The sequence below is a fragment of the Streptomyces sp. genome (genome assembly GCF_031181705.1).
Classification (GTDB): domain Bacteria; phylum Actinomycetota; class Actinomycetes; order Streptomycetales; family Streptomycetaceae; genus Streptomyces.
The window spans coordinates 16,061-33,540 of sequence record NZ_JAPSKN010000025.1 but is presented as its reverse complement, the minus strand read 5'-3'; the positions used below and the strand labels follow the sequence as shown (position 1 = coordinate 33,540).

Genomic DNA, 17,480 nt, shown 5'->3' with positions numbered 1-17,480 from the left:
CCGTCGTCGGAGCGGTGCGAGCCCGTCGTTAGAGTGCTGCGCGAGATGAATGCGCCCTTCCGCCCCGCGCCGGGGCCCGCCCTCGCCGAACTGGCCTTGCGGATCCGCCGCCTGTCCCCCTCCTGCGGCCCCGTCCGGCTCGTCGGGGTCGACGGGCACGCCGGCTCCGGCAAGACCACGTTCACCGGGAAGCTGGCCCGGGCGCTGGGCGGCGCGCCGGTACTGCGCCTGGACGACGTCGCCAGCCACGACGAACTCTTCGACTGGACCGGGCGGCTGCTGGAGCAGGTGATCGAACCGCTGGCCCACGGCCGTACCGCGCACTACTCCCCCTACGACTGGCGGGCCCGCCGCTTCGGCCCGCCCCGCCCGCTGCCGCCCGCCCCGGTGCTCCTCCTGGAGGGCGTCGGCGCGGGACGCCGTGCGCTGCGCCCCCATCTGGCCCTGCTGCTGTGGCTTGACCTGCCGCGCGAGGAGGCCTGGGCGCGGGGGCGCGTCCGGGACGGGGAGGAACAGCGAGAGTTCTGGAACGGCTGGGTCCCGGCCGAGCGCCGGCACTTCGCCGAGGACCCCTCCCGGCCGTTCGCCGATGCCCTGGTACGCCAGGTTGGAGAGGGTTATGAGGTGCTCACGGGACCTGCGGGAAGCCCCGCACCGGACCCGCCCCTCACTCACGGTGACGAACCACCCGCGGTGTGCTGAACTTGTGAAGGGCCTTGCCGGGCAAGTTCCCGGAGTGCCCCAACTCGGCTTGACCGACGGGCCGTACAGGTCTTACGTTCTCAATGTGCGGCCATCGAGGGCCGCCCCAGCACGCGAAGCCCCCGGTTGTTCCCCCGTGATCGGGGGCTTCGTTCTGTCTTCTTCCCCTTCCCCCGGCGCCGCGCGGCGTCGAACGCTCACCCTCGGTCACCGGCCGCGACCGCGCCGCAGCCCCTCCCACCTCGCCGAACGGCCCGTGCGGCACCCTACGGACGCGCCGTCCCCGCGGGTACGATGCCCTCGTCGCGACCCGCGGACGGTTGCTGCGCACGGTGCAACTCCGGTCCGCGGCACAGCGGTTCGAGCAGGGCAGCCGGCCGGGGGACGGCTCGTTGGCAGACCGACGGGGGCACGCTTCGTGGGGGACGGGATGGACTTCGGCACGCAGGGCCCTCAGGCCCCGGCCGACCTCGCCTGGCTGCGGGGCGTGGACGCGTACACCATGGGCGCCTATCCGCAGGCAGAGGAGGAGTTCCGGGCCGCCGTGCGGATGGACCCCGGGATGGCCGACGGCTGGCTCGGACTGCACGCGCTGCGCGTCGACACGACGACCGCGCTGCTGAGGATGTTCCGCCACCGGGACCGCTTCGGGGAACAGCGCACCCGCTATCGCCGCACGCTCAACTCCTGGTACTGGCTGGGCTGGTGGGTGCAGCCCGTGCTGGAGAGCCCGCGCGACCTGCTGCTCGCGCACGCCTCGCACTGGCTGGACGGCCGCCACGTCCCCGAGCTGGACCGGGCACTCGCCGGGCTGCCGCCGGTGGACACCGACCACCAGGTCCGCTTCCTGCACGCCTGCCGCGCCTATCTGGTCAAGGACTGGGAGCAGTTGGTCCGGCACACCGACCCGCTCCTCGACGACCCCCTGCTCGGCATCGAGGCGGGGCTGTTCGGCGGCATGGCCCGGGTGCGGCTGGAGATGTACGGGCAGGCCGAACCCCTGCTGTCCGCCGCGCTGATGCGCTGCCGCAGCGAGCAGCCGCAGCGCAAGGAGTTGCGCTACTGGCTGGCCCGGGCCCATGAGGGCACCGGCCGCAGCGCCGCAGCGCTCCCCCTGTACCGGGCCGTGCACCGGGTCGACCCGGCGTTCATGGACACCTCGGCCCGGCTCGCCGCGATCGCCGAGGGCGACGGCTACGAGGACGCCGCCGGCCTCGCGGCGATCACGCTCACCGGTGCCGGGCAGGACGCCGTGGACGGGCCGGACGGCTTCGACCCGCTCTTCGGCACCGAGGGGCGCGAGCTGAGACTGCCCGACCTGGAGCCGCCCGTCTCCGCTCCCCCGCCGCCGGTCACGGGCCCCGCGGTCCGCGCGAGGACCGGCCCGACGCCGTCCCTGCCCACCGGGCCCACCGACCCCGCGTTACTGGAGGAGGCGCTCGCCGAGCTGGAGCGGATGGTCGGGCTGGAGCCGGTGAAGCGCCAGGTCAAAGCGTTGTCGGCGCAGTTGAACATGGCCCGGCTGCGGGCCGGTCAGGGGCTGCCGGTCCAGCCGCCGAAACGCCACTTCGTCTTCTCCGGCCCCTCCGGCACCGGCAAGACCACCGTCGCCCGCATCCTCGGCCGCGTCTTCTACGCCCTCGGGCTGCTCGGCGGCGATCATCTCGTGGAGGCCCAGCGCGCCGACCTGGTCGGCGAGTACCTCGGGCAGACCGCCGTGAAGGCGAACGAGTTGATCGACTCGGCCCTCGGGGGCGTCCTCTTCGTCGACGAGGCGTACGCGCTGTCCAACTCGGGCTACGGCAAGGGCGACGCGTACGGCGACGAGGCGCTCCAGGTGCTGCTGAAGCGGGCGGAGGACAACCGCGACCACCTCGTGGTGATCCTGGCCGGCTACCCGGAGGGCATGGACCGGCTGCTCGCCGCGAACCCCGGGCTGTCCTCCCGCTTCACCACACGCGTCGACTTCCCGTCCTACCGTCCCCTGGAACTCACCGAGATCGGCAAGGTGCTGGCCGCGGAGAACGGCGACGTCTGGGACGAGGAGGCCCTGGACGAGCTGCGCTCCATCGCCGGGCACGTGGTGGACCAGGGGTGGATCGACGAACTGGGCAACGGTCGGTTCCTGCGGACGCTGTACGAGAAGAGCTGCGCCTACCGGGATCTGCGCCTGTCGGTGTACCCCGGGGTACTGGGGCGCGAGGACCTGGCGACCCTGCGGCTGCCGGATCTGATGCAGGCGTACGGGGAGGTGCTGTCCGGGCGGGGCCCGCAGGATCCGCCCGGACCGTGAGGTACCGGCGTGGCGCCGGGCCGCGGCCCGGCGTGGAGCGCCGCTACGTCGCCAGCACCTCCTCGCCCGATCTCGGCTCGGTCAGCCGTACCTCGCGCACCTGGCGGTGGGCGGGGTCCCGCACCTCCCCGACCAGCAGCTCCAGCACGTCCTCCAGGGCGACCAGTCCGAGCACCCTGCCCGAGCCGTCGGCCACCTGCGCCAGGTGCGTCGCCGCCCGCCGCATCACCGTCAGCGCGTCGTCCAGCGGCAGCTCCGACCGCAGGGTCGTCATGGGCCGCCACAGCTGCTGCGGCACGGCCCGGTCCGAGTCCTCCAGGTCCAGGACGTCCTTGACGTGCAGGTAGCCCATGAACGCGCCGTTGTCCGCGGCGACCGGGAAGCGGGAGTAGCCCGTGCGGGCGGTCAGCTCGACGATCCGCCCCGGGGTGACCGAGGGGCTGACCGTCACGAGGGACTCGCGCTTGAGCAGGACGTCCGTCACCGGGCGGGAGCCCAGCTCCAGCGCGTCCTCCAGGCGCTCGGCCTCCTCCGGGTCGAGCAGGCCCGCCTGCCCCGCGTCCTCCACCAGCCGGTTGAGCTGCTCGCTGGTGAAGACGGCCTCGACCTCGTCCTTGGGTTCGACGTGGAAGAGGCGCAGGATGCCCTGGGAGACGGCACCGAGGGCGACGGTGACCGGCTTGCAGAAGCGGGCGAACCAGACCAGGCCGGGGCTGAGCCACAGCGCGGCCTTCTCGGGCGCCGCCATCGCCAGGTTCTTCGGGACCATCTCGCCGATGACGAGGTGGAAGAAGACCACGGCGGCCAGGGCGATCACATAGGTGAGCGGGTGGATCGCGCCCTCGGGCAGGTGGACCCGCTCGAAGACCGGCTCCAGCAGGTGGGCCACGGTCGGTTCGGCGACCGCGCCCAGGGTCAGGGAGCAGACCGTGATGCCGAACTGGGCCGCCGCCATCATCTGCGGCAGCCGCTCCAACCCGTACAGGACCTGGCGGGCACGGGCGGTGCCGAGCGGTTCGATCTGGCTGCGGCGTACGGAGACCAGCGCGAACTCGGCGCCCACGAAGAAGCCGTTGGCCAGCACGAGCAGCGCGGCGAAGAGGAGTTGGAGCACGCTCATCGGACGGCCTCCGCCCTGGCGGTCACCGGGGCGGTCCGCACGAGCCGGATGCGCTCCGCGCGGTAGTGCCCGACCTGGCGCACCGCGAGGCGCCAGCCGGGCAGCTCCGCCTTGTCGCCGACGGCCGGGATCCTGCCCAGCAGGTCGGCGATCAGGCCGGCGACGGTCTCGTAGGGACCCTCGGGGACGTCGAGGCCTATGCGCTGGAGCACGTCGACGCGGCAGCTGCCGTCGACGTCCCAGGCGGGCCTGCCGTCCTCCGGCGGCGCGGCGGCCAGCTCGGGCAGGTCGTGCTCGTCGTGCTCGTCGCGGACCTCTCCGACGAGCTCCTCGACGATGTCCTCCAGCGTGACGACACCGGCCGTGCCGCCGTACTCGTCGACGACGACCGCGATGGGCTGCTCGCTGCGCAGCCGGGTCAGCAGGGGCTTGACGGGCAGGGTCTCGGGGACGAGCAGCGGCGGGCGGGCGATACGGCCCACGGGGGTGCGCAGCCGGTCCTGGACGGGCACGGCCAGGGCGTCCTTGAGGTGGACCATGCCGACGACCTCGTCGATCCGCTCCCGGTAGACGGGGAAGCGGGACAGGCCGGTGGCGCGGGTCAGGTTGACCACGTCCTCGGCGGTGGCCGAGGACTGCAGGGCGCTGACCCTCACACGCGGCGTCATCACGTGCTGCGCGGTCAGCTCGCCGAGGGACAGGGTCCGGACGAAGAGGTCGGCCGTGTCCTGTTCGAGGGCGCCGGCCAGCGCGGAGTGGCGGGCCAGGGAGACCAGCTCGCCGGGGGTGCGGGCGGAGGCCAGTTCCTCGGCGGGCTCGAAGCCCAGGGCCCGTACGAGCCGGTTCGCCACGGCGTTGAGGCCCGCGATGACCGGGCGGAACAGCCGGGCGAAGAGGTGCTGCGGTGCCGCGACGAACCGCGCGACCTGCAGCGGCCTGGACACCGCCCAGTTCTTGGGCAGCAGCTCGCCGATCACCATCTGCACGGCGGAGGCCACCAGCATGCCGACGACGACCGTGACACCGGGAACCGCGCCCCGGGGGATGCCGATCGAGGTGAACGGGCCGTGCAGCAGCTCCGCGAGCGCCGGCTCCGCGAGCATGCCGACGACGAGGGAGGTGATGGTGATGCCCAGCTGGGTGCCGGAGAGCTGGAAGGACAGTTCCCTGAGTGATTCGACGACGCGCTGGGCGCGCCGGTCGCCCTCGGCGGCGGCCTTCTCGGCCTCCGCTCGCTCGACCGTCACGAGTCCGAACTCGGCGGCCACGAAGAATCCGTTGGCGAGAATCAGCAGGAACGCGGCTGCCAGAAGCAGCAGGGGGGTGGTCATGATGCCGCCGCCTGTGCACGGTCGCGGACACGGTCCGCGCTATGTCGGCAGGGGGCGGCGCAGGTACTGCAGGACGATCCGTCCATCGCCGGAGGGGGTCACTCCTCTGTCAGCAGGAAGCCTCTGCGCACCGGGCGGGGCAGCAGCGGCGAAGGCGCGTCCGTCGCGCCTCCGCCAACAGATTAATCAAGACACCGCCCGGTGCGGCAGTGGCGACCGCCGTGCGGCTCGCCACGCCTCAGCTCTGATGCCGTTCGGGGTCCGTGACGGAGCGGGCCTCGACGAGCGCCCGCAGGGCCCGGGCGTCGGCGATGGCACGCTGCTTGGCAAGGCCCGGCTGGATGCCCAGGGCGGGCAGGCTGGTGCCGTCGCTGAGGTTGAGGAACACCCAGGGGTCGCCGGGGCGGAGCGTCACCTGGAGGATCTCCGCCCACGCCAGCCGGCGCTTGTTCGTGAGATTCACCACGGTGACGCCGTCCTCGTCGGCGACGACCTTGGGCCGCGCCAGCAGGAGCAGCACGGCGTCCAGCAGGAGTGCCGTGACGACGAAGCTGAGGCGCTCGGCGGGGCTGAGCTGCTTCAGCAGCATCGCGACGGCCGTGATCACCACGAGGATCGCGACGGCGGCGCCGATCAGCACCGCGCGGGTGCTGCCCGGGCGGAACGTGACGGGCAGGGTGGGCAGGTCGGACATCGGTGTACGCCCCTCTTACAGACGGCAGGCGTGGATGGCCGTGGTCAGGATGGCCCGGGCGCCGATGTCGTACAGGTCGTCCATGATCCGCTGCGCCTCCTTGGCGGGGACCATCGCGCGGACGGCGACCCAGCCCTCGTTGTGCAGCGGGGAGACGGTCGGCGACTCCAGGCCCGGGGTGAGGGCGACGGCCTTCTCCAGCTGCTCGACCCGGCAGTCGTAGTCCATCATCACGTACGTCCGGGCGACCAGGACGCCCTGGAGGCGGCGCAGGAACTGCTGGACCTTGGGGTCGTCGGGGTCGGCGCCGGTGCGGCGGATCACGACGGCCTCGGACTGCATGATCGGCTCGCCGACGACCTCCAGGCCCGCGTTGCGCAGGGAGGTGCCGGTCTCGACGACGTCGGCGATGACCTGGGCGACGCCGAGCTGGATGGCGGTCTCGACGGCGCCGTCGAGGTGGACGACGGAGGCCTCGATGCCGTGCTCGGCGAGGTGGCCGGCGACGATTCCCTCGTAGGAGGTGGCGACGGTCTTGCCGGCCAGGTCGGCCAGGCCGCTGATGGTGCCGGGCTTGCCGGCGTAGTGGAAGGTGGAGCGGGCGAAGCCGAGCGGGAGGATCTCCTCGGCGTCGGCGCCGGAGTCGATGAGCAGGTCGCGGCCGGTGAGGCCGATGTCGAGCTGTCCGGAGGCGACGTAGATCGCGATGTCGCGGGGGCGCAGGTAGAAGAACTCGACCTCGTTGGTCGGGTCGACGATCCGCAGTTCCTTGGACTCGCGGCGCTGCCGGTAGCCGGCCTCATGCAGCATCTCCGCCGCAGGTCCTGACAGGGAACCCTTGTTGGGGACGGCGATGCGCAGCATGAGGTCGGCTTCCTTTGCGTGGGGTCGGGCGGTGACGGGTGCGGCTTACAGGTGGGCGTAGACGTCGTCGAGGGAGATGCCGCGGGCGACCATCATCACCTGGACGTGGTACAGCAGCTGCGAGATCTCCTCGGCGGCCGCCTCCTTGCCCTCGTACTCGGCGGCCATCCACACCTCGGCGGCCTCCTCGACGACCTTCTTGCCGATGGCGTGGACGCCCTTGCCGACCAGTTCTGCGGTGCGGGAAGTGGCGGGATCGCCGTGGGCGGCCTTGTGCTGGAGCTCGGTGAAGAGCTCCTCGAACGTCTTCTTGGACATGGTGACGCTCAGCCTATGCCACAGATGCGGTTCGTCAGCGCCAGGGTTCGGATACCGAGCGGAGCGTGGCCGCCGTCGCCACCGCGGCCGTCACCGCCTCGTGCCCCTTGTCCTCGCTGGAGCCCTCGATGCCCGCGCGGTCCAGGGCCTGCTCCTCGGTGTCGCAGGTCAGCACGCCGAAGCCGACGGGGACGCCGGTGTCGACGGACACCTGGGTGAGGCCCTGGGTGACGCCCTGGCACACGTAGTCGAAGTGGGGGGTTCCGCCGCGGATGACGACGCCGAGGGCGACGATCGCGTCGTAGCCGCGACCCGCGAGGACCTTGGCGACCACGGGCAGTTCCCAGCTGCCGGGAACCCTGAGCAGGGTCGGCTCGTCGATGCCCAGGTCGCGCAGGGCGCGCAGGGCGCCGTCCACCAGACCGTCCATCACCTTCTCGTGCCACTGCGCCGCGATGACGGCGACCCGGAGATCACCCACATTGCGTACGGACAGTTCCGGTGCACCCTTGCCGCTCACGTTGCTCCCTTGTGTGCTTCGTTACTGGTTGCCGCAGGCCGGCACGGTGGTCGTGTCCAGCCAGGGCAGGTCGTGGCCCATCCGGTCCCGCTTGGTGCGCAGGTAGCGGAGGTTGTGCTCGCCGGCGCTGACCGGCATCGGCACGCGCGCGGTGACGACGATGCCGTGCCGGGTGAGGGCGTCGGCCTTGTCGGGGTTGTTGGTCAGCAGCCGGACGCCGCGCACGCCGAGGTCGGCGAGGATCTGCGCGCCCGCGCCGTAGTCGCGGGCGTCGGCGGGCAGGCCGAGTTCGAGGTTGGCGTCGAGGGTGTCGCGGCCGCGCTCCTGGAGCTCGTAGGCCCGCAGCTTGGACATCAGGCCGATGCCGCGGCCCTCGTGTCCGCGCAGGTAGACCACCACGCCGCGGCCCTCGTCCTGGATGCGGGCCAGGGAGGCCTCCAGCTGGGGGCCGCAGTCGCAGCGGGCCGAGCCGAAGACGTCACCGGTGAGGCATTCGGAGTGGACGCGGACCAGGACGTCCTGGCCGTCGCCGATGTCACCGTGCACCAGGGCGACGTGCTCGACGCCGTCGACGGTGGAGCGGTAGCCGTAGGCGGTGAACGTGCCGTGGGCGGTGGGCAGCTGGGTCCTGGCCTCGCGGCGGACGGTGGGCTCGCTGCTGCGGCGGTAGGCGATCAGGTCCTCGATGGAGATGATCGTCAGGCCGTGCTTGCGCGCGAAGGGGACCAGCTCGGGCAGGCGCAGCATGCGCCCGTCCTCGCCGGCGATCTCGACGATGGCGCCGGCCGGGCGCAGGCCGGCGAGGCGGGCGAGGTCGACGGCGGCCTCGGTGTGGCCGTTGCGGGTCAGGACGCCGCCGGGCCGGGCGCGCAGCGGGAAGACGTGGCCGGGGCGGACGAAGTCGCCGGGCCCGGACACGCCGTCGGCGAGCAGCCGCAGGGTGGTGGCGCGGTCGGCGGCGGAGATGCCGGTGCTCACGCCGTGGGCGGCGGAGGCGTCGACGGAGACGGTGAAGGCGGTCTTCATCGACTCGGTGTTGTCCTCGACCATCTGCGGGAGCTTCAGCCGGTCCAGTTCGTCGCCCTCCATGGGGGCGCAGACCAGGCCGCGGCACTCGCTCATCATGAAGGCGACGATCTCGGGCGTCGCCTTCTCGGCGGCGATGACGAGGTCGCCCTCGTTCTCCCGGTCCTCGTCGTCGACGACCACGACCGGGCGGCCGGCGGCGATGTCGGCGATGGCCTGCTCGACGGGGTCGAGCACGAGGTCCTCGAACTCACCGTCGGTGCGGTACAGGATCGGTGCGGTACTCATGCCGGCGCTCCTTCCAGGGTGGGCCGCGCGGCCTGACGCGAGCGCAGCCACCAGTCGCGCAGGCCCCACAGGACGAGCGCGCCGTAGATGACGTAGACGAAGCCGGAGAAGGCGTAGCCGTTGGCGAAGTTGAGGGGCACGCCGACGAGGTCGACGAGCAGCCAGGCGAACCAGAACTCGACCATGCCGCGGGCCTGCGCGTACATGGCGACCACCGTGCCGACGAAGATGTAGGCGTCCGGCCAGGGGTCCCAGGACAGCTTCGGGTACGCCGTGAACAGCAGCGCCACCGCGACCGTCCCGGCGGCGGCCGCCGCGGCCATCGCCGCGCGCTCGCGCCAGGTGGCGAACCGTACGGCGATGTGGCCGTCCTCGCCCCGGCCCTTGCCGCGCTGCCACTGCCACCAGCCGTAGAGGGCGACGACCATGACGACCGCCTGTTTGCCGGCGCTGCCGGTCAGGTGGCCGAAGAAGGCGCCGAAGAGGATGAGGCCGGCCAGGAACTGCACGGGCCAGGTCCAGATGGAGCGCCGCCAGCCGAGGGCGAGGGCGGCCAGGCCGAAGAGGTTGCCGATCATGTCGGACCAGAGGATGTGCTGGCCGAAGAGGACGAAGGCCTCGGAGTTCAGCGAGTTCACTCGGCTGCCCCCCGCGCGCGGTCGCCCAGCATGCGCTCGACGTACTTGGCGATGACGTCCACCTCGAGGTTGACCGGGTCGCCGGGCTGCTTGTGGCCGAGCGTGGTCAGGTCGAGGGTGGTGGGGATGAGGCTGACGGTGAAGTGGTCGGGGCCGGCGTCGACGACGGTGAGGCTGATGCCGTCGACGGTGATGGAGCCCTTCTCGACCACGTACCGGGTGAGGTCCGCGGGCAGGGAGATCTTCACGATCTCCCAGTGCTCGGACGGCTTGCGCTCCAGGATCTCGCCGGTGCCGTCGACATGCCCCTGCACGATGTGCCCGCCGAGGCGGTCGCCTACCGCCATGGGGCGTTCGAGGTTGACGCGGGATCCGGCCCTGAGGGCACCGAGGCTGGAGCGGTTCAGCGTCTCGGCCATGACGTCGGCGGTGAACTCGTCGCCTTCGTGGTCGACCACCGTGAGGCAGACGCCGTTGACGGCGATGGAGTCGCCGTGTTTCGCGCCCTGGGTGACGACGGGGCCCCGCAGGCGGAAGCGACAGGCGTCGTCGAGGGTCTCGACGGCGGTGACCTCGCCCAGCTCTTCGACGATTCCGGTGAACACTTCCCGGGTCCTCCTGCCTCTTCGGGCACGGACTCCGGGGCTGTCGATGACGACAGAGGAAACGAACGGGAACACCGGGGACGACGCCGGACGGAGTCCGCCCTCAGGACGGACCGCTCGGGCGGCGCGCACGGATGCCCGCTCGCCGCGCACTGCCTCCCATCCGGACTTTAACCGTCGGTCCAGGAATTTCACCTGGTCAACCGGCCGCTGGAGGCGACCGGGTCGCGGACTGTAACCGCCGGTTCGGACTTTCACCGACCCCGGAGTGCGCTGCTACTGGTACACGGCCAGTGTGCCACGCCTGATCGGGGTCCAGACGGGCGAGTGGTGTGGGGTGCCTCACAGAACGTGGCACCTCCCTTCCCGAGCGCGACGGCGCGCCAACTCCCGCGCCCGGCCGGGGACTCGGCTTTGGTACGCACCTATTGACGCTTTGGTCTAGTCCTTTCTAGGGTCAGCGCCAGGGTCGGCACTTCCCACCCCCACGGACCGGCCCGGCGGCGGTGACGACGGCCCTTGCCCGCCGTCGGGCCTCCCAAGCGCCGGAGGCGCGGCGTGCCCGTCCGCCGCGGGCGCTACCAGCGCGGGGCCGTCTGCCCGCGCGTGAACAGCTCGTCCTGCGCGCGGTCCCGCGCCGTCAGCAGCGCGCCGCGCAGGACCGCGCCGCCGCCCAGGGTGGTGGGCCGCACCTCGGTGGGCAGCGGGGTCATCCGGGCCAGGCGCTCGCGCACCCGCGCGGCGAGCTCCGCGCCACCGGCCTGCCCGACCTCACCCCCGAGCACGACGCACCCGGGGTCGAGGATCGCGACGACCGAGGCGACCCCGACGGCCAGCCGGTCGGCGAGGGCGTCCAGGAACCGGGCGGCGGGCGCGGTGTCCCGAGCCGCCGCGTCCCGGACCAGTCCGACCGCCGCCCGCAGCACTTCCCCCGCCGACGGCCGCCGAGCGGCGGCCGTCGGCACACCGCAGCGCCCGGCGAGGTCCACCACCGCCGCCGCCGAGGCCAGGGAGTGGAAGCCGCCCTCGCAGTCGGTGGCGGTCGGCAGGGCCGCGGTGCCCGGCACGGGGAGGAAGCCGATCTCGCCGGTGCCGCCGGAGGCACCGCGGCGCAGCGCGCCGTCGAGGACCACCGCCGCTCCCGTGCCGTGGCCCAGCCACAGCAGGACGAACGTGTCGCGGTCCCGGGCGGCGCCGTCGCGCTGCTCGGCCACGGCCGCGAGGTTGGTCTCGTTCTCCACGCTCACCCGCGCCTCGGGCAGCCGCTCCTGGAGGGCGGCGACCAGCCGGCGGTGCCACTCCGGCAGTCCCGAGGAGTCGCGCAGTTCGCCGCTGGCCGGGTCGATCAGCCCGGGCGCCCCGATGCCGACGGTGTGCAGCCGGTCCGCCCCGGCCTCCTTGACCGCGCGCTCGACCAGCGCGACCGCCTGCTCCACGGCGGGTCCCGTGCCCATGCCCCCGTCGATCGGCACCGACGCCTCGGCCAGCACCCGCCCCACCAGGTCGGCGACGGCCACGGCCACGCCCTCGGTGCGCACGTCCAGCGCGGCGAGGTGCGCCCGGTCGGCGACGATGCCGTACACCTTGGCGTTGGGTCCGCGCCGCTGTTCGCCCGCCTCGCCGACGACGGCGATCAGGCCGGCGCCGGTGAGCCGCTCGACGAGGTCGGCGACGGTCGGCCGGGACAGTCCGGTCAGCTGCTTCAACTGCCCTGCCGTCAACGGGCCCTCCTGCTGGAGCAGACGCAGGGCGAGCCGGTCGTTGATGGCCCGGGCGGTGCTCGGGGATGCGGGCATGCCGGGATCCTTCCAGATCGCCGGACCGCTCGGCCGCGACCCGACGGAGACCCTCTTATTATCAGGCAGGGTTCCTGATAGTTTACGGCCGAACGACGTGGTGCACACGGACGAGCAGGAGGGGGACCGCAGAATGGGCAACGTGGTCGACGCACAGCGCGAGGTGAAGCGGTCGCGGTACGCCGTGGCCGCCGTCTTCGCGGTGCACGGCGCCGTGACCGGCTCGTTCGCCACCCGGGTCCCCTGGATCCAGGACCACGCCGGGGTGAGCGCCGGTCAGCTGGGCATCGCCCTGGCCTTCCCCGCGCTCGGCGCCTCGATCGCGATGCCGCTGGCCGGCAGCGTCAGCCACCGCTTCGGCGCCCGCAACGCGCTGCGCGGGCTGATCGCCCTGTGGACGCTGTCGCTGGTGCTGCCGGCCCTCGCGCCGAACCTGCTCACGCTCTGCCTGGCGCTGTTCGTGTACGGCGCCACGGCGGGCATGGCGGACGTGGCGATGAACGCGCTGGGCGTCGAGGTCGAGAACCGCCTGGACCGGTCGATCATGTCCGGGCTGCACGGCATGTGGAGCGCGGGCGCGCTGGTCGGCTCGGCGGCCGGCACGCTCGCCGCGCACCTCGGCTCGGACGCCCGGCTGCACCACGTCCTGGCCGCCGCGGTCCTCACCGTGGCCGGTGTCCTGTCCTGCCAGTGGGTGCTCGACCTGCAGCCCGCCGAGGACGAGGAGCCGCCGCCCCGGTTCGCGCTGCCGCCCCGCTCGGCGCTGCTCATCGGCGCGATCGGGTTCTGCGCGGTGTTCGCGGAGGGCGCGAGCCTGGACTGGTCGGCGGTGTACCTGCGCGAGCAGTTGCAGACCTCGGCCGGTCTCGCGGCGGCCTGCACGACGGGCTTCACGCTCACCATGGCCGTCGCCCGGATCGCCGGCGACAAGGTCGTGGACCGCTTCGGCGCCGTGCGGACCGTTCGGGCGAGCGGGGTGTTCGCCGTCCTCGGCGGGCTGCTGATCGTCCTCGCCGAGCATCCGGCGGTGGCGATGGCGGGGTTCGCGCTGATGGGGCTGGGCATCGCCGTCGTGGTGCCGCTGTGCTTCGCGGCGGCGGGCCGCAGCGGCGCCAACCCGAGCCTGGCCATCGCCGGCGTCGCGACCATCACCTACACCTCGGGCCTGGTCGCGCCGAGCGCGATCGGGATGCTGGCCCAGGCGACCAGCCTGATGGTGTCGTTCTGCCTGGTGACGGTGCTCTCCGGCGGCCTGGTCGTCTTCGCCCGGGTGCTGCGCCCGGGCGACCGGGTGAAGATCAGCCGGCCGGACGCAGCAGTTCCCGGCCCACGGCCCTGAACTCCTCGCTCCAGGGGGCGGGGCGCAGCGTGGCGGCGTCCAGCCGGACCAGGACCCGGGTGCCGCGGGCGTAGGTGGTGGCACCGTCCGCCGAGCAGAAGCGGAAGCCGTAGGTGAGGCCGGTCGTGCCGAGGCGCTCCAGCCAGAGGTGCACGGCGTAGGGGCCGGGCCGGGTCACCGGAGCCTCGTACGTGATCGTCAGCTCCTTCACCGCGTTGCAGGCGTCGCCGGCGGCCGCCCAGTCGCCCTCGAAGCGGATGCCCCGCTCCTGCCACAGTTCGGCCCAGGCCCGCTCCACCATGAGCGGGTAGCGGGCGTTGTGCAGCAGGCCCAGCGCGTCCAGGTCGTCGAAGTGGACGGTCACGGGGACCAGCCGGCCGTGGGACAGGGCGGGACTGGTCAGGGCTTCGGCGGTCACGGGCGGGGGCTCCTGGGCGTACGGATCGGTGGTCACTACAGCGACCGCCATCCTAAGCGTCCGCTCATGTGTACGGAGCATGCCCCGGCAGCCCGGACAATGGTCCGGACTCAGCTGCCCGCACGACGAAAGCGACACCCCCATGGATCTCGGCGTCCGCTGGAAACTGCACGGCGACGGACGCGTCCCGGCCCCCGGTGCGGTGGTCCGGCCCGATGAGCGGCTCTCCTGGCCCCGCACGGCCGGACTCGGCGCCCAGCACGTGGTGGCCATGTTCGGGGCGTCCTTCGTGGCGCCGGTCCTGATGGGCCTCGACCCCAACCTGGCGATCATGATGTCGGGCGTCGCGACGGTGGTGTTCCTGCTGGCCACGCGCGGCCGGGTGCCGAGCTACCTGGGCTGCTCGCTGTCCTTCGTCGGGGTGGCGGCGGTGATCCGCGCGCAGGGCGGCAGCAGCGCCACCGTCACCGGCGCGGTCTTCGTGGTGGGCGCCGCGCTGTTCCTGGTGGGACTCGCCGTGCGGCGGTTCGGGGCGCGGATCATCCACGCCGCTATGCCGCCGATCGTGACCGGCGCGGTGGTGATGCTGATCGGCTTCAACCTGGCCCCGGTGACGGCCTCGACCTACTGGCCGCAGGACCAGTGGACAGCCCTGCTGGTGATGCTGTTCACCGGGCTGGCGGTGGTCTGCCTGCGCGGTTTCTGGTCCCGGATCGCGATCTTCCTCGGCCTGGTCTTCGGGTACGGCGTCTCCTGGGTCTTCGACCTGGTCTTCGGGAAGATCCACTCCGCGGACGGCAGCGGCAAGGTCACCGACCACTGGCGTCTCGACCTCTCCGGCGTGGGCCGGGCCGACTGGATCGGGCTGCCGACGCTGCACGGCCCGTCCTTCGAGTGGTCGGCGATCCTGGTCGCCCTGCCGGTCGTCATCGCGCTGGTCGCGGAGAACGCCGGGCACGTGAAGGCGGTCGGCGAGATGACCGGCGACTCGCTGGACGACAAGCTCGGCACGGCGATCGCGGCCGACGGCGTCGGCTCGATGCTGTCCACCGCGGTCGGCGGCCCGCCCAACACCACGTACTCCGAGAACATCGGCGTGATGGCCGCGACCCGCGTCTACTCCACGGCCGCCTACTGGGCCGCCGCCGGCTTCGCCCTGCTCTTCGGCCTCTGTCCGAAGTTCGGCGCGGTCGTCGCGGCCATCCCCGGCGGGGTGCTCGGCGGCATCACCGTCATCCTGTACGGCATGATCGGCCTGCTCGGCGCGCAGATCTGGATCAACGCCGAGGTGGACCTGCGCAATCCGCTGAACCTGGTCCCGGCGGCGGCGGGCATCATCATCGGCGTCGGCAACGTGTCCATGGAGATCACGGACACCTTCTCGCTGAGCGGCATCGCGCTCGGCACGGTGGTCGTCATCACCGGCTACCACGCGCTGCGGGCCTTCGCCCCGCCCCACCTGAAGACGCAGACGCCGCTGCTGGACGAGGGCACCTCGTCCTACGACGACGCCAAGTCGTAGGCGTAGGACGCGGTGAACGTCCCGGGCCTGCCCCTGCAGCCGTCCGACTCCCCCGGCAGCTTGACCCACAGATAGGCGTCGATCCGGGGTTCGCCGGTGGTCAGGGTCGGGGTGCGGCCGAGGCTGCGGCCCGCCGGGTCGCACCACTCGCCGTCGGCCGGGGCGCCGTTGCCGTTGCGGCTGGTGTCGATGACGGCGCCGAGGCTCGCCGGGCCGCCGAGTGCCTCCAGGACCCGCCGGTCGTGGGCGATCTCGTCGGCGGTGGTGTGGAAGTTGGAGACGTTGCTGAAGATCCCGTCCGAGGACGCGGGCGAGGCGGCACCGGCCTGGCGCAGCCAGGCGGCCTGCTTGCCCGGTGCGTTCCAGCCCGAGTGCCCGGCGTCGAAGTAGACGCGGGCCCGGGGGTTGGCGTCCTTCAGGACCCGTCCGGCCCGGGCCAGGGAGGCGAAGCGGTCGGCGCGCTCACCGGCGGAGAGGCACTCGGCCTGGGCGACCGAGTCCGGCTCCAGGACGACGATGACCTCGCCGGAGCCCAGCCCGTCGGCGAACCGGTCGATCCAGGCGTCGTAGGCGTCCAGGTCGGGCGCCCCGCCCTGGGAGTGGCCGCCGCAGTCCCGGCCGGGGATGGCGTACGGCACGAGGACGGGCACCCGGCCCTGGGCGGCCCCGCCCGAGGTGACGGCGGCGACCCGGGCGGTGACGGTGTCCGGGGCGTACTCGGCGAACCAGACCGCGGCCGGCTGCTCGGCGATGCGGGACGCGATGACCGCGTGGCGGGGGTCGCCGGAGTGGGTGCGCACCCAGTCGAGCACCTGGGAGTCGGGGTGGCGGTAGAGGCGGCCGGCCGCCGGGGCGCCGCGCTGGTGCCGCACGGCCCTGCTCCTCGACGGGGACGGCGAGGGCGAGGGCGAGGGACGCACGCTCGCGGACGCGGAGGCCGAGGACGCAGCCGCGGACGGGGACGGCGACGGCACCGCGGGCAGGGGCGCCAGGCGCGGGGAGGCGGTCACCTCGGCGGTCCTGGCCCGGTCGGAGCCGCGCCGACCGCCGTCGAACGCGGCGAGCGTCCCGGCGACCGCGCCCGCCACGACCACGACGGCGGCCGCCGCGACCATGGCGCCGCGCCGGGCGGCACGTCGGCGCGCGGCCCTGCGGGCGGCCAGGCGCTGGGCACGCGAGCCTGACACGGTGCTGCTCCCCCTCCCCCTGCGGCGGGCGGTGTTCCCCCGTTCCGGGGAAGCGCCGGGCCCGCCGGTACTTCCGCCAGCCTAGAGCTGGGACTCTGCCCGCATGCCGCGATGCGAACAAGTCCCCCCGGCCGTGGACACCCCCGTCGACGGAGTCGTCCGCCGTATGCGCGCCCTCGACGCGGCCCTGCATCCGCGCGACGGCGTGGCGGTCTTCAACCGCGTCTACCTCGCCGTGACGGAGACGGTGGACCGGTACGTCGACACCGGGTGGTTCGCGGACCCGTACGCCGCGATCACGCTGGACGTCCGGTTCGCGCGGCGGTACCTGGACGCGGTCGACGCGGCGGCCCGGGACCGGCGCGCACCGGCCTGCTGGCGGCCGCTGTTCCAGTTCCGCCGCCATCCCGGGGTACGCCCGCTGCAGTTCGCGCTGGCGGGCATCAACGCGCACATCGGCCACGACCTCGCGCTGGCCGTCGTGGACACCTGCCGTACGCTCGACTGCGCTCCGGCCGAGCTGGAGGACGAGTTCGACACCGTGGGCGATCTCCTCGTGTCGCTGGAGGAGCGCATCCGCGAAGATCTGATGCCGGGCCCCGACCTCCTGCAGATCGCCGACCCGCTGACCCACCTGCTCGGCTCCTGGAGCCTGGAGCGGGCCCGGGACGCGGCCTGGACGGCGGCCCGGGCCCTGTGGGCCCTGCGCGGACTCCCCGACCTCGCCGGGGAGTTCACCGAACGCCTGGACACGGCGGTGGGCCTGGCGGGGCGCATGCTGCTCACGCCCCTGGCCGAACCGCCGCTCCGGGTCTAGGT

At 73.1% G+C, this 17,480-nt stretch carries 17 protein-coding genes and 1 riboswitch; of the genes, 5 read left to right on the top strand and 12 right to left on the bottom strand.

What is annotated here, in order from left to right:
• Nucleotides 1-45: 45 nt before the first annotated feature.
• Entirely contained in the window at nt 46-702 is a 657-nt protein-coding gene (locus tag RIN80_RS08070; protein WP_309094835.1) for a hypothetical protein, read from the top strand.
• Between the two features lie 430 nt (nt 703-1,132).
• Nucleotides 1,133-2,995 (top strand): AAA family ATPase, encoded by a 1,863-nt coding sequence (locus RIN80_RS08065; protein WP_309094818.1) that lies wholly within the window; start codon nt 1,133-1,135, stop codon nt 2,993-2,995.
• 43 nt (nt 2,996-3,038) lie between these two features.
• On the opposite strand, the gene RIN80_RS08060 is transcribed toward RIN80_RS08065, so the two are convergent.
• The 10 genes from RIN80_RS08060 to RIN80_RS08015 form a co-directional block, all read right to left on the bottom strand.
• Nucleotides 3,039-4,115 carry a hemolysin family protein gene (locus RIN80_RS08060; protein WP_309094817.1) on the bottom strand — a complete coding sequence of 359 codons (1,077 nt, stop codon included), beginning with the start codon at nt 4,113-4,115 and terminating at the stop codon, nt 3,039-3,041.
• The gene (locus RIN80_RS08055) at nt 4,112-5,446 is read right to left on the bottom strand and encodes a hemolysin family protein (protein ID WP_309094816.1); all 1,335 of its coding nucleotides are present in this window, start codon (nt 5,444-5,446) and stop codon (nt 4,112-4,114) included. Before RIN80_RS08055 ends, RIN80_RS08060 begins: the two co-directional genes overlap by 4 nt.
• 238 nt (nt 5,447-5,684) lie before the next feature.
• Nucleotides 5,685-6,140 (bottom strand): PH domain-containing protein, encoded by a 456-nt coding sequence (locus RIN80_RS08050; RefSeq protein WP_309094815.1) that lies wholly within the window; start codon nt 6,138-6,140, stop codon nt 5,685-5,687.
• Between the two features lie 15 nt (nt 6,141-6,155).
• Nucleotides 6,156-7,004, bottom strand: coding sequence for an ATP phosphoribosyltransferase (hisG, locus tag RIN80_RS08045; RefSeq protein WP_309094814.1), 849 nt, complete (start codon nt 7,002-7,004; stop codon nt 6,156-6,158).
• 45 nt (nt 7,005-7,049) lie between these two features.
• Nucleotides 7,050-7,322 (bottom strand): phosphoribosyl-ATP diphosphatase, encoded by a 273-nt coding sequence (locus tag RIN80_RS08040; RefSeq protein WP_007491392.1) that lies wholly within the window; start codon nt 7,320-7,322, stop codon nt 7,050-7,052.
• Nucleotides 7,323-7,356: 34 nt separating this feature from the next.
• Nucleotides 7,357-7,842 carry a 6,7-dimethyl-8-ribityllumazine synthase gene (gene ribH / locus RIN80_RS08035; protein WP_309094813.1) on the bottom strand — a complete coding sequence of 162 codons (486 nt, stop codon included), beginning with the start codon at nt 7,840-7,842 and terminating at the stop codon, nt 7,357-7,359.
• Nucleotides 7,843-7,863: 21 nt separating this feature from the next.
• On the bottom strand, nt 7,864-9,156 hold the full coding sequence (locus RIN80_RS08030; protein WP_309094812.1) for a bifunctional 3,4-dihydroxy-2-butanone-4-phosphate synthase/GTP cyclohydrolase II: 1,293 nt from the start codon (nt 9,154-9,156) through the stop codon (nt 7,864-7,866).
• The gene (locus RIN80_RS08025) at nt 9,153-9,794 is read right to left on the bottom strand and encodes a nicotinamide mononucleotide transporter family protein (protein ID WP_309094811.1); all 642 of its coding nucleotides are present in this window, start codon (nt 9,792-9,794) and stop codon (nt 9,153-9,155) included. Before RIN80_RS08025 ends, RIN80_RS08030 begins: the two co-directional genes overlap by 4 nt.
• Nucleotides 9,791-10,399, bottom strand: coding sequence for a riboflavin synthase (locus tag RIN80_RS08020; protein ID WP_309094810.1), 609 nt, complete (start codon nt 10,397-10,399; stop codon nt 9,791-9,793). The genes RIN80_RS08025 and RIN80_RS08020 overlap by 4 nt, the downstream gene beginning before the upstream one ends.
• A 145-nt stretch (nt 10,400-10,544) precedes the next feature.
• A riboswitch (FMN riboswitch) is annotated at nt 10,545-10,675 on the bottom strand.
• Nucleotides 10,676-10,977: 302 nt separating this feature from the next.
• Nucleotides 10,978-12,195, bottom strand: a complete 1,218-nt coding sequence (locus tag RIN80_RS08015; protein WP_309094809.1) for an ROK family transcriptional regulator — start codon at nt 12,193-12,195, stop codon at nt 10,978-10,980.
• A gap of 133 nt (nt 12,196-12,328) precedes the next feature.
• Between RIN80_RS08015 and RIN80_RS08010 the strand changes: the two genes are divergently transcribed.
• On the top strand, nt 12,329-13,534 hold the full coding sequence (locus tag RIN80_RS08010) for an MFS transporter (RefSeq protein ID WP_309094834.1): 1,206 nt from the start codon (nt 12,329-12,331) through the stop codon (nt 13,532-13,534).
• Here the strand turns inward: RIN80_RS08010 and RIN80_RS08005 are convergent.
• Nucleotides 13,494-13,952, bottom strand: coding sequence for a thioesterase family protein (locus RIN80_RS08005; protein ID WP_309094808.1), 459 nt, complete (start codon nt 13,950-13,952; stop codon nt 13,494-13,496). The two genes, RIN80_RS08010 and RIN80_RS08005, sit on opposite strands and share 41 nt — an antisense overlap.
• A 142-nt stretch (nt 13,953-14,094) precedes the next feature.
• On the opposite strand from RIN80_RS08005, the gene RIN80_RS08000 reads away from it, so the two are divergent.
• Nucleotides 14,095-15,474: a solute carrier family 23 protein gene (locus RIN80_RS08000; protein ID WP_309094807.1), complete on the top strand. Its 1,380-nt coding sequence runs from the start codon at nt 14,095-14,097 to the stop codon at nt 15,472-15,474.
• On the opposite strand, the gene RIN80_RS07995 is transcribed toward RIN80_RS08000, so the two are convergent.
• Complete coding sequence (locus tag RIN80_RS07995) at nt 15,453-16,589, bottom strand: glycoside hydrolase family 6 protein (protein WP_309094833.1); 1,137 nt, start codon at nt 16,587-16,589, stop codon at nt 15,453-15,455. The genes RIN80_RS08000 and RIN80_RS07995 overlap by 22 nt on opposite strands.
• A gap of 175 nt (nt 16,590-16,764) precedes the next feature.
• Here RIN80_RS07995 and RIN80_RS07990 point away from each other — a divergent pair, with 175 nt between their 5' ends.
• Nucleotides 16,765-17,478, top strand: a complete 714-nt coding sequence (locus tag RIN80_RS07990) for a DUF5995 family protein (protein ID WP_309094806.1) — start codon at nt 16,765-16,767, stop codon at nt 17,476-17,478.
• Nucleotides 17,479-17,480: the final 2 nt, after the last annotated feature.